Below are 14,932 nucleotides of genomic sequence, written 5' to 3'. Positions count from 1 at the left end.
GTTCGGGCGATACCACCATATGGAGAGAGACTTTCGCGCCGTCCGGCCGGAAAGAGGCGGATGGAAGATGGAGAATGGCTATGGTGGACGACCAACAGCGCGTGGCGCTTGTGACCGGCGGCAGCCGCGGCATCGGCCGCGCGATCGCGGAGCGCTTGCTGAGCGACGGGATGCGGGTCGTGATCTGCGGCCGCAATGCCCCCGGCGACTTGCCGCGCCACGATGATGCGGTGGCGGAGTTCGAGGCGTGCGACGTGCGTTCGGCGGACGCGGTTCAGGCGATGGTCGCCCGGATTTTCGAACGCCACGGTCGGCTCGATCTGGTGGTGAACAACGCGGGGGGATCGCCCGAAGCCGAAGCGGCTTCGGCTTCGCCGCGCTTTTCGGAGCGCATCCTCGCGCTCAACCTGCTCGCGCCGCTCCATGTCGCACAGGCGGCAAACCGCATCATGCAGGCGCAGGAAAGCGGCGGCAGCATCGTCAATATCGCCAGCGTTTCGGGCGCGCGGCCTTCGCCGGGCACCGCGGTCTATGGCGCGGCCAAGGCCGGATTGTTGAGCCTCACCGAATCGCTCGCCATGGAATGGGGGCCGAAGGTGCGCGTCAACGCGATCGTCGTCGGGCTGGTCGCCACCGAGGCGGCGGCCGATCATTATGGCGGCGCCGAAGGTATGAAGCGCATCGACGCGATGCTGCCGCTCGGGCGCATGGCGCACGGGTCCGATATCGCCGGCGTCGTCAGTTTCCTGGCGTCGCCCGATGCGGCCTATATCAGCGGGGCCAGGATCGCCGCGCACGGCGGCGGTGAGCGGCCTGTCTTTCTGAGCCTTGCCCAGGCGGGCTGACGTCGCGGTGCGGCCGAGGACAATTCGGTTTCCTATGGGCGGATGCCGAAAACATTCTGTGCGTGGCGCAGGACAATCGCGGCCTAGCGAAGGTGGCGGACGGTTGCGATAGTGGTGGCACCTTCCACTGCCATATCGGAGCGCCGCCATGCCCGCAGAGACCGTCAATCGCCAATGGCTGCTCGCGCGGCGTCCCAACGGGCAGGTCAGCGTGGAGGATTTTGCACGGCATGACGCGCCGATGCCGCGTGCCGATCTGGCCGCGGGCGAAATCCTCGTCCGTAACCTCATGTTCGGCTTCGACCCCGCGCAGCGCGGATGGATGGATGATGCCCCGAGCTATCTGCCCCCGATCATGATCGATGAGGTCGTGCGCGGCAGCGCGGCCGCGCGTGTGATCGCGTCGGCGAACCCGGCCTATCCCGAAGGTTCGATGGTGCGGGGGTTGTTCGGGTGGCAGGATTATGCCGTCGCGGCGCGAGCGGGCGACCCCGACCTGGTGTCCATTCCCGAAGATATAGCGCCCGAAGAGGCATTGGGTATATTCGGCGCCGCAAGCCTTACCGCCTATGTCGGCATGTTTGATGTCGGTCGGCTTCGCGCGGGGGATTGCGTGCTCGTCTCGGGCGCGGCGGGTGCGGTCGGATCGGTCGCTATCCAGATCGCGCGGCTTGCGGGCGCGCGCGTGCTCGGGATCGCCGGAGGCGCCGAGAAATGCCGCTGGCTGGTCGAGGATTATGGCGCCGACGCCGCGATCGACTATCGCTGCGAGGATGTCCGGGCGCGGCTTGGGGCGCTTGCACCCGATGGGATCGACCTGTTCTTCGACAATGTCGGCGGCACGATACTCGAGGGAGGGATCGCGCATATCGCGCGCTTCGGCCGGATCGTCCTGTGCGGTGCCATTTCGGGCTATAACGACGTGCGGGGCGCTGTCGGTCCGCGCAACCTGATGCGGATGATTTCGCAGCGGGCCGAGATGTGCGGCTTCATTCTGCTCGACCATCTCGATCGTGTGCCCGCCGCCATGGCCGACCTCAGGCAATGGGTTCGTGGCGGCCAAATCCACTATCGTACCGACATCCAGCACGGCTTCGGCGCCGTCCCGCAAACATTTCTGCGCCTGTTCAGCGGTTCGAATCAGGGCAAGCAATTGCTGCGGATCGACGGGACGGAGTAATACCCAGTTGCGGTGATCGACCGATGAGGACGGCTTCGGGCGGTTCTCGTTTCATCTTGGGTGATGTCGGCTCTTCCTGTCGCACCTGTCGATTGTAAATCAGCAGGTGCGACACCATATACGCCCTATCGGCGGTTTCGCATGCGCGCCGTCGACTGAGAGACTCTTGCGCTCCCGCCGAAGGAGCGACGATATGGACCTCAACGAACTTCTCTATCATCATCAAAGGGCCTTGATGGCCGTCGGCCAGGCGCAGCGCGATGGGCGGACGGGCGTCAATTTCGATCTTCCCTGCTATTATGCCAGGCGCATCAACGAATATCGCGAGCGCCGCGGCCTGACCTTCGATGTTCCGGTGGTCGCGCAATGGGGCAAGCGGGCAAGCGATCAGGTCGATGCACGGTCGGCTTCCTTCGTCGGCGATGGGCTTGGGGTGCAACGCCGAGAGACTCCGGCGTGAAACAGCTCATTGCCTTCGACCTCGATGGGACGCTTGCCGAGAGCAAACAGCCGCTCGACGCCGCGATGGGAGACGCGCTCGCCGATCTTCTGAATGTGGTCGAGGTCGCGGTAATCTCGGGCGGCGATTGGCCCCAGTTCGAAAAGCAGGTCGCGTCGCGGCTTCCCGCCCGGGCGAACAGCGCACGCCTGTGGCTCATGCCGACGACGGGCACCAAACTCTATAGGCATGGTTCCGGCGCATGGCGGCCGGTTTATGCCGAACTGTTCGCGGACAAGGAAAAGCAGCGCATATTCGAGGCATTCGATGCGTCACTCCGAGCCACCGGCTTTGTTCCCGAGACGGTGTGGGGCGAGCGCATCGAGGACCGCGGGAGCCAGATCACCTTTTCGGCGCTGGGCCAGGAGGCCCCGATTCATGCCAAGGAAAAATGGGATCCCGACTTTGCGAAGCGCAAGGTCATTCAGCGCGATCTTCGTGAGCGCCTGCCTGGGCTTTCGATCAACATGGGCGGCGCGACGTCGATCGACGTTACCCGCGAAGGGGTCGACAAGGCATATGGCCTGACGAAATTGCGCGATGCCAGCGGCATCGCGCTCGATGCCATGCTCTTCGTCGGCGATGCGATTTTCCCCGGTGGCAATGACTATCCCGCCAAGACCCTGGGCCTGGATACCGTGTGCGTTCGCGATCCGGGCGAGACCCGCGCCGTCATCGAAATGATCATCGCCTGCCTGAAATGGGCGCCCGCCACGGGGTCGGCAACCCGTCATGCGTCGGCGGCGAACGACCGCGCACAGCTGGTGCTGGGAGCGGAGGCATGATTCTGCACAATCTTTTCGGGCGGCATCGGGTCGACTTCAAAGCCAGCCACTGGGATAGGGGACGGTTCGTCAGCCATTGCACGATATGCCGGGGGGAGATGGTCAAACTACCCGGTTTTCCCTGGCAAATGAGCGGGCGTAATCGTTGAGGCGCGTCAGGCCTGCGTTTCCATGGCCGCCAATATGTCTGCAATCGGCATGAAAACAAAACACACCGAACTGTCAGCGACTCCATAAGGGAGGAAGAGATCGTCGCCGACGCGGATGGCGCCGCAGGTATAGACGACGTTGGGCACATAGCCTTCGCGATCTTCGTCCGCGGCGGACAGAAGCGGGTTCGGGGTTCGGCCGAGCAGTTTTGACGGATCCTCCTTGTCGAGCAAGACCGCGCCGATCGCATATTTTCGCATCGCCCCGACACCATGCGTCAGCACCAGCCAGCCTTCGTCCAGCTCGATCGGGGCGCCGCAATTGCCGATCTGGACGAATTCCCAGGGGAAACGGGGTTCGAGCAGCAGCTCGCCGCCCTCCCAATGATCGATCGAATCCGACCGCAGCAGGTAGAGATTCTTGCCGTCCTGCCGACCAATCATGCAGAATTTTCCGTCAATCTTGCGCGGAAACAGCGCCATGCCCTTGTTGCGGCCGGCGCCGCCCTTGATCGGGGTCAGCGTGAAATCGCGGAAATCGCGCGTGCGAAGCAGTTCCGAGCGAATATCGCGGCCGCTGTAGGCGGTGTAGGTGCCGATCCATTCGCTTTTGCCGCTATCGCGTTCGAACTCGACGAGGCGCAGGTCCTCGAGCCCGTTGCGCTGCGCCTCGGTGATCGGGAAGATGACGGTGCCCGAAATACTGCTGTCGGGATCGCGGTGAACCGAGATGCGATCTTCCTGATTGTCCGCCTGATGCGTGCCCAGCATGGCCGCGGTCGCAAAGGTCGGCTGGGGCATCAGCGTCAATTCTCGCCCCGGCGACACGATCCCTTCGCGAAAGGCGATCGTCGAAATATGCCCTTCGCCGACCGCGCGTAGCGAAAGGAGAATGCGAACGCTGCCCTCCTGCAACCCTGTCTGATCGGGGTGCCGTACCACGCTCGGGTTCATCAGCGCCGCCGCGGCATAGCTGTATTCGTGACAGAAATAGGCCCCGATCAGGAGCCGCATTTCGCGCTTCAAGACCGATCCGTCGAGGCCGAGCCTGGGCTCGATTTCGACGAAGCGCTCTTCGAACACTTTTTCGATTTGCCAGTGCCGATCGGCGAAATCGCGCAGGACCGAACCCAGTTCGCTTCGCACGGTCCGCATGTCGAGACCGATGACATCATGCGCGAGCCGCTGCACCCGGGCCAGATCGGGGCCCGATGCCTGCCAGGCCAGATGAAACGGTCGCACCACGACCCGGGTCGGGTCCGCGTGGAGCCGCATGTCGTGCTGGACGAGATCGATGGGGCGGGGGCGCCTAATGGATTTTGGCCGTCAAGGCGCGAAGGGCGCAGCTTGCGTGCTGATAGGCCAGGACCGATTCGGCGCCCTCGTTAAGGTTCAGGCCGCGCCGGTTGATGCCGTCGCGGCACGTACCCGAGTGCGGATCGCCAACAGCAAGTCCGCGGTCGTTGGCTCCCGAAAACCAGCGATAGGCCCGCTGGGCGTGCGTAAGCCAGATCGCGTCGCCCGTGAGGTCATAGGCCGCCGAGGCGGCGTCGATCGCCGCCCAGGCCTCGACCGGTTGCTGGTCGAAGGGGCGGGGCAATTCGTGATGCCGGCCAAAGCTGTCCGAACCCACCGGCCGGAAATGACCCGCAGGCGCGATCTGGGCGGTGTTGAGCCAGCGGAGCGTGTCGAGGCCGCACTGGGTCGCGTCGGCGCGGCGCAGCCTGATGCCGGCGCGAATGAGCGCTTCGGGGATGCGGCCATTGTCATAGGCCAGCACGGGCTCGAACCAGTGCCAGTCGGGCGTCGACGCCTGTTCGTAAAGCGCGAGAAGCCGATCGGTGCCCTGCTGCAACATTGTCATTGCGGGGGCATTTTCTTCATCGACGGCGAGGAGATAGTCGGCGCCCAGCATCGCGAAGGCGATCGCGCGCGGCGAACGGAAAGCGGACATCGAGGGCGCGGCGCGGATGAACAGCCGCCCGGCCCATAAGCGGGTGCTCGCGCTCCGGCCTTCGCGCGCGGTGGCGCCAAGGGCCCAGAGCGTTCGTCCGCAACTATCCTCGGATCCGCTGTCTTCCAGCCAGTTCCGGCGATAATCCATGAAGTTTCGAAACTGCCCGCTATCCTCGTTCCAAGACGCCTCGACGAAGGCGGCGAAAATGCTGGTCAGCCGGCTGCGATGCGGCTCGGCCTCCTTGCCCAGCCGGTGCGTCAGCATCAGCGCGCGCGCATTGTCGTCGACGCAATAGCCGTGCGCCCGGTCGGGAATGTCGTGGACGCTGTGCTGGAGGATGCCGGTGTCGTCGCAAATGCGGAGCAAGCCATCGATTCCGACACGCGCGGGAATCGGCGAAGCCCATGGGTTCACCTTGGTCGCGTCGATCAGCGCGACGAGCCGCGCGGCAAGCGCCGACCAGATCATTTGCCGCCCGCGCTGGTACGCGCGCCTTTGCATCGCGCCGAGCCGCTCGCGGTCGCTCAGCAGCGCCACGATTTCCCTCGCGATCGCCGGGCTGTCGCCAAAGGGTACGAGGATGCCGTGCCCGTCGGCCAGCAGTTCGGTCGCATGAACATAGGGCGTCGACACGACGGCCTTTCCAAGCGCCATGGCATAGGCAAGCGTTCCCGACGTCGACTGGCCCGCGCCGGTATAGGGGGTGACATAGATGTCGGCGGCCTCGATCAGGTCGAGCAAGGCATCGGTTTCCAGAAAGGCATCGATCCATTTGATATGGGCTTCGACCCCCAACGCCTTCGCCTGGTCCTGCAGCCGTTCGCGATAGGCCTCGCCTTCGCGTGCCAGCAGGTTGGGATGCGTCGCGCCGACGATGCAATAGAGGATGTCGGGACAATCGGCGATCACCGCAGGCAGCGCCGCGATCGCGGCCTCGATGCCCTTGCCGGGCGACAGCAGGCCGAACGTCATGACGACATCACGGCCGACCAGGCCCGCCGGGGCTTTGAACATTTGGGTTCGCCCGAACGGGCGGTCGGGCACGCCGTGCGGGATGACGACGATCTGCTCGTCATCGGCGGCATAGAGCGTCCTCAGCAAGAGACGCGAGCATTCGGACATGACGACCAGCTTGCTGGCGCTTGCGATCAGCCTTTGCATCACCCGCATCTGATCGGCGTCGGGGTCGGCGAGTACCGTGTGAAGCGTGACGATAAGCGGGGCGCTGATGCGATCGACGAGTTCGAAAATCATGTCCCCGGCGAGCCCGCCGAACAGGCCGAATTCATGCTGAAGCCAAATCACGTCGGCGCCGCTCGCCTCGATCCGACGCGCCGCGTCGGCAAAGCTTTCGGCCTCGCCTTCGGTGATCGTCGAACAGGTTTCGGGGTCGAAAGCGATCGCATCGGTCGCGGGCGTCATGGCATAGATATCGACAGCAAGGTCCGGAGCGGCGCGCTTCAGCGAGTCATGGATGTCGGTCGTGAATGTTGCGATCCCGCATCGCCGCGGAAGGAAGCCGCCGACAAGCGCGAGGCGCGTTCCCGATTGCGCGGCGGCTTTGGGCGCGCCTGCCGGCCAGTCCGCTTCGTCGAAGGCTGCGCGATCGATGACTTCGTACATTTTTTCCAACTTTCAGATGACAGCGCGCGCCGACGCATCGGCGATGCCTCGGGCGCCATGGTTCATGGCGTTCCCCCGACGGTGTCCCCAAGATATGTAAGAAACACATCTCCCAAAACAAGGTTGAAAATATGAATTTATAAAATATATATTAGAATATAAATATAGTATATTATAAGTAATGATAAAACTGTTCTTATTTTTTAATGGAAATTACTCAAATTTCTCCGTTTCTAGAATGCATCGCGTCATTTTCGGCAACTGCGCCTTGCCAACAACGGATCGGCGCCTTCTCGGTTCCCGGTCGATCACGGCTTCATGCAACCGACCGACCAGCGGGGGTTGCAGGAATGCGGCTTTCCTGCGGTTCAAGGAGGGACCGATGCCGCATCGCACCTTGCTGCCAGTTTCGGCCACCGCATTTCCGACAATCGGAACTCGCTGCGCGCCGGTCAACCTCAAGCCGCCAGCCAATGGTCGCAATTCCCGGCCTCAAAAGGGGAGTGCGCTAAAACTTCTTGCATGAGAGGACTTCCTCCTCCGCAAAATCGTCGAGAAGAGGAAAGCATGATTTTTGTGCTGGGTCCGGCGCTGGCGCTCGCCGCGTGCGGCGGCCCCCAAGACGGCGGGAAGGACGAAACAGCAAAGGGCGAGTCTGAGTGTTGTGCTTCGCCAATGATGCCCCGATCGGAGCGTCCATGGATTGACCGGCTGCTCGATCGGGTCAGGCGGTGGACGCCGAATAGCGGCGCGGCCAAATGAGCTCAAGGCGATCGAAATATATTTGATTTGTCGCGCGGCGCGACCGTCTGCAGACTCAATCCGTCAAAGATGGGGAGAGATATGCATTCATCCAAAGAGGTTCGCTTGGCCAGAACTCCCGCCGGGCCGCCGACCAAGGCGGATTTCGAGCTGGTAGAGGTGGATTGCCCCGGGCCAGCGGACGGGGAAGCGTTGGTCGAGTCTCTCCTTCTCTCGGTCGACCCATTCATGCGCCTCAGGATGCATGAGAGCGATTATGTCGGCCGCAATTTTGGTGGCGGTGGCGTTGGACGCGTGGCGGTTTCGCGGCATCCTGATTTCGCCGAAGGCGCGCTGGTACGTCACTTTGCCGGCTTTCGCGAACGCTTTGTGAGCGATGGCCGCGCTCTCACCCTGCTCGACGTCGCGCCGGACCTGCCGCTGGAGGTTCAGATCAGCGCCCTCGGCGGGATCGGCATGTGCGCCTATGGCGGGTTGCTCGGTATAGCCGGATTGCGCGATGGCGAGCAGGTCTTTGTTTCCGCTGCCGCTGGTGCCGTAGGATCTCTGGCGGCGCAGATTGCGAAGATCAAGGGCTGCCGCGTCGTGGGATCGACGGGTTCGGACGCAAAAACAGACTGGCTTCGCGAACTCGGGCTCGATGCCGTCATCAATTACAAACGTGAAGACATTGTCGCCGCGGTCGCCGCCGCGACGCCGGACGGGATCGACGTCTATTTCGAAAATGTCGGCGGACGGCACCTCGATGCCGCCTTGCTGCGGATGAACCCGGACGGGCGCATTCCTGTCTGCGGGATGATTTCGGCCTATAACGACAATGGTTCGCCGGTGACGGGCCTGCATCAGCTTGTCGCCAAGCGGCTCGTGATCAAGGGTTTTCAGGTCAATGAGTTCCCGCATCTGCAAGACGCATTCCGCCATGACATGCGTGATTGGATCCGAAGCGGTGCGATCCGGACGCGCGAGACGGTTTTTCAAGGAATCGAACAGGTTCCGGATGCGCTCATCAGCATCTTCAATGGTAACAGCATCGGCAAGACCATGGTACGAGTCGCCGACTAGAATGACCGAGAATATCGAGATGGACTTTGCCGTGATCGACCCGCAACCCGCGCACCCCGCCTGGCCGGCCATGACTCTCGACGAAGCGCGAGCGATCCTGTGCGCACACGGAGCGTTCTTCGAAATGGAGACGGTCGCCGTTCGCGGGGTGCCGACGCGGACGTGGGCGAACCAATGCCCGAACCTTGGAGCCTTGGCTCGCCGCGCGCGCGACCAGTTCGCCGAGCGCGAACTCGTCGTTTTCGAAAGCGAGCACATCACCTATGACGGGTTTTTTCGTGCTGCCGCTGCGGTGGCGCGGCACCTGCGGGAAGCAGGGGTCGGAAAAGGTGATCGGATCGCGATCGCGATGCGTAACCTGCCTGAATGGATACCCATTTTTTTTGGGATTACAGCGCTCGGCGCGATCGCGGTGCCGCTCAATGCCTGGTGGACCGGGGGTGAGCTTGTCTACGGGCTTGCGAACTCGGGCAGCAAAATCCTGATCTGCGACGAAGAGCGCTGGCGGGTCATCGCGCCGCATCTCGGCGAACTTCCCGATCTGTGCGAAATTTGGGTCGCGCGCGCGAATGGCGCGGAGTTGCATTCGCCCGCGCGGGCGCTGGAATCGTTGATCGGTCAGCCGACAGCATATGGCGCGCTGCCGGACGGTGATTTTCCCGCTGTGGCGGTCGAGCCCGACGACGATGCGACCATCTTTTATACGAGCGGCACCACCGGCTCGCCGAAGGGCGCGCTTGGAACGCATCGCAATATCCTGACCATTTCGCTGACTGCGTCGTATAATGCCCATCGCGCAGCCTTGCGCCGCGGGGAGGGAACCCCGCCCACCGACGCACGCACGCATCTGCTCGTCATTCCGCTTTTCCATGCAACGGGCTGTCATGCGACGCTGATGAACACGGTAATGGCGGGCAATCGGCTCGTCCTGATGCGCAAATGGGATCCGCTGGAAGCGATGCGGCTGATCGAGCGCGAACGCATCTTTTCAACCGGGGGCGTCCCGACCATCGCCTGGCAGCTGATCGAACATCCCGAGCGGCATCGTTTCGACCTGTCGTCGCTTGCCGCCGTCTCCTACGGCGGTGCGCCATCCGCACCGGAGCTGGTGCAGCGGATCGGCGGCGACCTCAACGCTTTTGCCAGTAATGGCTGGGGGATGACTGAAACATCGGGCACGGTCACCCTGCACAGCGCCGAGGATTATGCGCAGCGCCCCGACAGCTGCGGACCGCCGGTCGCGGTTGCCGACCTCCGGATCATGTCGCCCGAAGGCGACCGCGAACTGCCCACCGGCGAAGTTGGCGAACTATGGGCAGCGGGTCCGCAGATCGTGAAAGGCTATTGGCGAAATCCCGCCGCGACCGCCGCGACATTCGTGAATGGATGGGTCCGCACTGGCGACCTTGCCCGCATCGATGCCGAGGGTTTCTGCTATATCGTCGACCGGGCGAAGGACATGATCATCCGGGGCGGTGAGAATATCTATTCGACCGAGGTAGAGAATATCCTCTACGGGCACCCTGGGGTCATCGACGCGGCGCTCGTCGGTATCCCCCACCGTATATTGGGCGAGGTCCCTGGCGCAATCGTTCATCTTGCCGATGGCGCGGCCGCCACCGAAGCCGACCTGCAGGAATGGGTTCGCGCGCGCATCGCGGCATTCAAGGTGCCGGTATCGATCCTGTTCGTTCCCGAACTTCTGCCACGCAATGCCAATGGCAAGATATTGAAAGGCGACCTCAAGGCGCTCTTCGAACCACGGTAACGGCAAACGCGTGATATTCAGGCGGTGACTCCGCCATCGACGACCATCACCTGCCCGGTCATCCACGACGCGGCTGGCGACGCCAGATAAACAGCCGCGCCCGCTATGTCGCGCGGGTCCCCGACCCGCCGCAGCGGTGTGCGGGCGAGCGCGGTATCCAGCCGCTCGCCGTCTTCGAGAAGGGTGCGTGCGAAGTCGGTGCGAACAAGCCCGGGCGCGATCGCGTTCACGCGGATGTTGTGCGGGCCGTTTTCCACCGCATAGTTGCGCGTCAGCTGAAAATCGGCCGCCTTGGATATCGCATAGCCGCCGAGTTGCAGCGAACCGCGAAGGCCCGCCGTCGACGATATAATCACGATCGCTCCGTCGCGCCGCTCCCGCATTTGAGGCAGCGCGAGCTGGATGAGCCAATGGTTCGACAAGATATTATTGTCGAGAATCTTGCGAAACTGTTCGTCCGATATTCCGTCGAGCGAGCCGGCGTGGGGGTTGCTCGCCGCATTGCAGACGAGAATGTCGATGGCGCCGAAGCTATCCCGGGTGCAGGCGAACAATGTTTCGAGTGCCGTCTTGGACGAAATGCTCGCGGCGATCGCCAGAGCTCGGCCGACACCGTGCTCCGCGTTGATCGCGGCTGCCACCTCGTCACACGCCTGTTGGTCGCGGCTCGAGATCACGACACGGGCGCCGTGGCGTGCCAGTTCCTCGGCAATGCCGCGGCCGATCCCGCGTGACGAGCCGGTGATGATGGCGACCTTGCCGCCAAGGTCGAAAAGCGACATCGGGAAACTCTCATCAGGGTGCGCGGTCAGGTCGGCGGCACGCATTCTCTGCCGAACCTTTGGTTCAGGCTTGAACGAAGTCGAATTTCTCGATCATGGGCTTTTCGGCGAGGCACGCGCCGAGCTTGGGTCCCAGCGCCTTGAACCATTCGGTCTGGCTGTGGGCGGCGAGGACCTCGGCATTGTCATAGACTTCGAACAGGCGATACTGTCCGGATAGCGTCTGCGAACGGCAGAGTTGATACATACGCACGCCCGGTTCTTTCTCGAGAACCTGTCCTGCGAGATCAAGGACGATCGCCTGGAATTCCTTGTCCATGCCGTCCTTCACCACAAAATTTGCGGTCAGCGCGATACTCATCAGTCTCTCCCTTTGCTCGAAGCTCGCGGCCGCTATCGTGGGAAAATCCCTACCGCACTACACAAAAAATTTTCCCTTGCCTCAAATCGGTTGAGCCCGCTGTAGAACAGGGGTTCGTCGGCGCTGGCGGACACAGCGGAAGCGTCAAAAGTCCGTGTGCAACGGTCGAGTTTGCGCCCGCATCGACAATATCGCGGTGAGAGGAACAGGTGGATGACGATGAACCAGGGCGCACTCAAGAACGTGAGGGTCGTGGAACTGGGCCAACTCATTGCCGGGCCTTTTTGTGGGCAGCTCCTTGGCGACATGGGCGCCGATGTCATCAAGGTCGAACCGCCGGGAGCGGGAGACCCGATGCGGCAGTGGGGCAATGGCGAGCACAAACTGTGGTGGGAAGTGATTGGCCGCAACAAAAGATCGGTCAGCGCCAATCTCCGGATTCCCGAGGGTCAGGATCTGGTGCGCCGCCTCATCGCCGACGCCGACATATTGATCGAGAATTTCAAGCCGGGGACAATGGAAAAATGGGGGCTCGATCCTGCCAGTTTGCACGCCATCAACCCGCGGCTGATCGTCGTCCGTATCTCGGGCTATGGGCAGACGGGTCCTTATTCAGCACGTGCCGGGTTTGGGGGGATTGGCGAAGCGATGGGCGGCTGGCGAGCGATCGTCGGTGAGCCCGATCGACCGCCCTCGCGCGTCGGCGTTTCGATCGGCGACACATTGGCGGCGACCTATGGCTGCATGGGGGCGCTTGCCGCACTGCACGCGCGCGAAACCACCGGACGAGGGCAGGTGATCGATGCCGCGCTCTATGAGTCGGTGCTCCAGGTGATGGAAAGCCTGGTTGCCGAATATGACGTGATGGGCCTCGTGCGCGAACGGCATGGAGGGATCTTGCCGGGTATCGCGCCGTCGAACGTCTATGCCTGTTCGGATGGCGAATATATGATCGGTGCCAACGGCGACGCGATCTTTGCGCGCCTCGCCGAAGCCATGGAGCGACCCGAACTGGCGCAGGATCCGCGCTATGCCACGCATATCGCGCGCGGCAACCACCAGGCCGAACTCGATCGGCGGATCGAAGAGTGGACCCGCACGCTGACGGTCAGCGACCTCGAGGCGCTGATGGTGCGGCACAGCATCCCCGCAGGACGCGTCTATCGCGTCCCTGACATGCTCGCCGACCCGCATTTCGCGGCACGCGAGGCGATCGTCCCGATCGCCCATCGGGTTCATGGCGAAATCCGGATGCAGAACTGCTTTCCCAAGCTGTCGGACACTCCATCGGCCATCCGGCGCGGTGCCCCCGCGCACGCAGGTGCGGACAATGCCGAAGTCTATGGCGGGCGGCTGGGACTCGATGCCGCGACATTGGCCGACCTTGAGGCGCAGGGCGCCATCTAGGATCGCTTTACGGGCCGTCCATTCTGAATCAGAATAGACGGCACGGCATCGGAATTGGACGATCAAGGCTCGCGCGAAGGTATCGGTGCGGCACTGGAAAAAGGGATAGATGATGCCTGAAGGTAAGAATGTTCAATGCTACCCGCCCGCGCCGGACGATTTTCTATCGCCCGATGCGCTCGCGGAACTGACGCCCCAGTCGATCATCGAGCGGATGCGCGCCTTGACCGGGCCGCTGCGCGCCGGCGCCCGGCAAGCCGAAGAACAGCGGCGGCCGATCGACGAACTCTGGGATGAAATCCGGGCTTCGGGTTATTTCTACATGCTCGTGCCCAAGGCTTATGGCGGGCTCGAGGCCTCGATCGACGAGATCGTCGATGCGACGCTGCCGATCGCCGAAGGTTGCGCCTCGACGGCGTGGGTCGCGATTTTCGGCCTGGTCCATAATCGGCACATGGTCGCTTTCCCCAAGGCCTTTCAAGACGAGCTTTTCGGGGGCGGGCGTTACGGTATCATCGCCACCGGGACCGTGCCGATGGGTCAGGCGAAACACGTCGATGGCGGCTTCGTTCTCAACGGCCTATGGAAATGGTCAACCTGCCTGACGCAGGCGGACTGGGTGATGCTGCTCGCCGAGACCGAGGTTGACGGGCAAAAGACCGCGGGCAGTTTCATGGTCCCGGTCGGCGACGTGCTGTCCATCGATACCTGGACGACCGACGGGATGCGAGCGACAGGAACGCATGACGTCGCGGTCGCCGACCTGTTCGTCCCCGAACATCGCGTCAACCTGGTGCAGGGGCGCGATGGCAGCGGACGCGGTGCGCAGCTTTATGATAACCCCATCTATCGTGTTCCGCTCTCCCCACTGCTCGCCTTCACCACCGCCGTGCCTGTCGTCGGTGCGGCGAAGGCAGCGGTCGAACTCTATCGTGAACGCCTGTCCAAGCACGTCAAACGCGGCACCGAAGGATCGCAGTCGGACAAGCAGGCATCGCAGATCCGCCTCGCGCGCGCCGACACGATGGTGGCGGTTGCCGAGGCGACCGTTCGTCAGGCGATGAAGGACAATTTGAAGGGTATCGAACTCGATGGCGACGAACAGGTCGTCTTTCGCAGCAAGCTGCGCGCGCAGATGACCTTCGCTGCACAACTGTGCCGGCAGGCGGTCCAGATCGTTTGCGAATCCACTGGCACGTCGATTCACTATCTCGACAATCCGTTACAGCGCATCTGGCGCGACATGATGGTGATGACGAGTCACATCATCTTCGACGACGATGTGACGATGGAACAGCATGGTCGCGGCATGCTCGGGCTGCCGCCAACCACCGCGATCAACTGAGCCGGGTCGCAGACATTTCCTGCGCCAGCGCCCAGAAACGCTCGAGCGCGGGATGGCTGTGCGCGCGCAGCCGCACGCATGCGAGATCGACCGACCGGTCGCGGTCAAGGAGCGGTCGGCGATCGAGCTTCGCTGAGGGCAGGGGCTGCCAGCTCGGCATCAGCGTCACCGCGTTCTGGTCCGAAAGGTTGCGGTAAAAGCTGTAGTCCGAATATTCGGCGATCTCGGCTCCCACCGCGACTGCAGGTTCGAACAGGAGCGCGAAGAGCTCGCCATTCGAATATTTGGAGAAGGCACTGACGCGGCGTTTTGAGAGCTGCTCCAGCGTAACCGCCCGCTCCCGCTCCAATGCGTCGCCGCGGGTGAACGCATTTCAACAACGCAATGAGGTGCGCAGGCGACGCAGA

At 62.9% G+C, this 14,932-nt stretch carries 14 protein-coding genes; 9 read left to right on the top strand and 5 right to left on the bottom strand.

Annotated elements, in window-relative coordinates; all coding sequences use genetic code 11:
• The first annotated feature begins 80 nt into the window (after positions 1-80).
• The 4 genes from CVO77_RS02615 (at position 81) to CVO77_RS02600 (ending at position 3,309) form a co-directional block, all read left to right on the top strand.
• A complete protein-coding gene (locus CVO77_RS02615; protein ID WP_242446073.1) occupies positions 81-845 on the top strand; it encodes an SDR family oxidoreductase in 765 nt (254 codons plus the stop codon).
• Positions 846-993: 148 nt separating this feature from the next.
• Complete coding sequence (locus CVO77_RS02610) at positions 994-2,025, top strand: NADP-dependent oxidoreductase (protein ID WP_105997758.1); 1,032 nt, start codon at positions 994-996, stop codon at positions 2,023-2,025.
• 193 nt (positions 2,026-2,218) lie between these two features.
• On the top strand, positions 2,219-2,485 hold the full coding sequence (locus CVO77_RS02605) for a hypothetical protein (RefSeq protein ID WP_105997757.1): 267 nt from the start codon (positions 2,219-2,221) through the stop codon (positions 2,483-2,485).
• Positions 2,482-3,309 (top strand): HAD-IIB family hydrolase, encoded by an 828-nt coding sequence (locus CVO77_RS02600; RefSeq protein WP_105997756.1) that lies wholly within the window; start codon positions 2,482-2,484, stop codon positions 3,307-3,309. The genes CVO77_RS02605 and CVO77_RS02600 overlap by 4 nt, the downstream gene beginning before the upstream one ends.
• Before the next feature lie 155 nt (positions 3,310-3,464).
• Here CVO77_RS02600 and CVO77_RS02595 read toward each other — a convergent pair whose 3' ends face one another.
• Both CVO77_RS02595 and CVO77_RS02590 read right to left on the bottom strand, forming a co-directional pair.
• A complete protein-coding gene (locus tag CVO77_RS02595; protein WP_192878856.1) occupies positions 3,465-4,733 on the bottom strand; it encodes a glycoside hydrolase family 130 protein in 1,269 nt (422 codons plus the stop codon).
• Between the two features lie 34 nt (positions 4,734-4,767).
• On the bottom strand, positions 4,768-7,038 hold the full coding sequence (locus CVO77_RS02590; RefSeq protein ID WP_105997754.1) for a glycosyltransferase family 4 protein: 2,271 nt from the start codon (positions 7,036-7,038) through the stop codon (positions 4,768-4,770).
• 318 nt (positions 7,039-7,356) lie between these two features.
• Here CVO77_RS02590 and CVO77_RS21200 point away from each other — a divergent pair, with 318 nt between their 5' ends.
• The 3 genes from CVO77_RS21200 to CVO77_RS02580 all read left to right on the top strand — a co-directional run bounded on the left by CVO77_RS21200 (position 7,357) and on the right by CVO77_RS02580 (position 10,630).
• Complete coding sequence (locus tag CVO77_RS21200; RefSeq protein ID WP_158257980.1) at positions 7,357-7,800, top strand: hypothetical protein; 444 nt, start codon at positions 7,357-7,359, stop codon at positions 7,798-7,800.
• Positions 7,801-7,905: 105 nt separating this feature from the next.
• Positions 7,906-8,862, top strand: a complete 957-nt coding sequence (locus tag CVO77_RS02585; protein ID WP_158257979.1) for an NADP-dependent oxidoreductase — start codon at positions 7,906-7,908, stop codon at positions 8,860-8,862.
• A gap of 1 nt (position 8,863) precedes the next feature.
• Positions 8,864-10,630, top strand: coding sequence for a class I adenylate-forming enzyme family protein (locus CVO77_RS02580; RefSeq protein ID WP_105997752.1), 1,767 nt, complete (start codon positions 8,864-8,866; stop codon positions 10,628-10,630).
• Positions 10,631-10,647: 17 nt separating this feature from the next.
• On the opposite strand, the gene CVO77_RS02575 is transcribed toward CVO77_RS02580, so the two are convergent.
• Both CVO77_RS02575 and CVO77_RS02570 read right to left on the bottom strand, forming a co-directional pair.
• Complete coding sequence (locus CVO77_RS02575) at positions 10,648-11,412, bottom strand: SDR family NAD(P)-dependent oxidoreductase (RefSeq protein ID WP_106000587.1); 765 nt, start codon at positions 11,410-11,412, stop codon at positions 10,648-10,650.
• 64 nt (positions 11,413-11,476) lie between these two features.
• Positions 11,477-11,773: a putative quinol monooxygenase gene (locus CVO77_RS02570; RefSeq protein ID WP_105997751.1), complete on the bottom strand. Its 297-nt coding sequence runs from the start codon at positions 11,771-11,773 to the stop codon at positions 11,477-11,479.
• Between the two features lie 219 nt (positions 11,774-11,992).
• On the opposite strand from CVO77_RS02570, the gene CVO77_RS02565 reads away from it, so the two are divergent.
• Both CVO77_RS02565 and CVO77_RS02560 read left to right on the top strand, forming a co-directional pair.
• Entirely contained in the window at positions 11,993-13,180 is a 1,188-nt protein-coding gene (locus tag CVO77_RS02565) for a CaiB/BaiF CoA transferase family protein (RefSeq protein ID WP_420822539.1), read from the top strand.
• A gap of 112 nt (positions 13,181-13,292) precedes the next feature.
• Complete coding sequence (locus CVO77_RS02560; protein WP_158257978.1) at positions 13,293-14,525, top strand: acyl-CoA dehydrogenase family protein; 1,233 nt, start codon at positions 13,293-13,295, stop codon at positions 14,523-14,525.
• Here the strand turns inward: CVO77_RS02560 and CVO77_RS02555 are convergent.
• Positions 14,518-14,874 carry a hypothetical protein gene (locus CVO77_RS02555; protein ID WP_105997748.1) on the bottom strand — a complete coding sequence of 119 codons (357 nt, stop codon included), beginning with the start codon at positions 14,872-14,874 and terminating at the stop codon, positions 14,518-14,520. The genes CVO77_RS02560 and CVO77_RS02555 overlap by 8 nt on opposite strands.
• Between the last annotated feature and the right edge of the window lie 58 nt (positions 14,875-14,932).

Source organism: Sphingopyxis lindanitolerans (genome assembly GCF_002993885.1).
GTDB lineage: Bacteria > Pseudomonadota > Alphaproteobacteria > Sphingomonadales > Sphingomonadaceae > Sphingopyxis > Sphingopyxis lindanitolerans.
The sequence above is the reverse complement of the archived record's forward strand: the minus strand, read 5'-3'. Positions and strand labels throughout refer to the sequence as shown.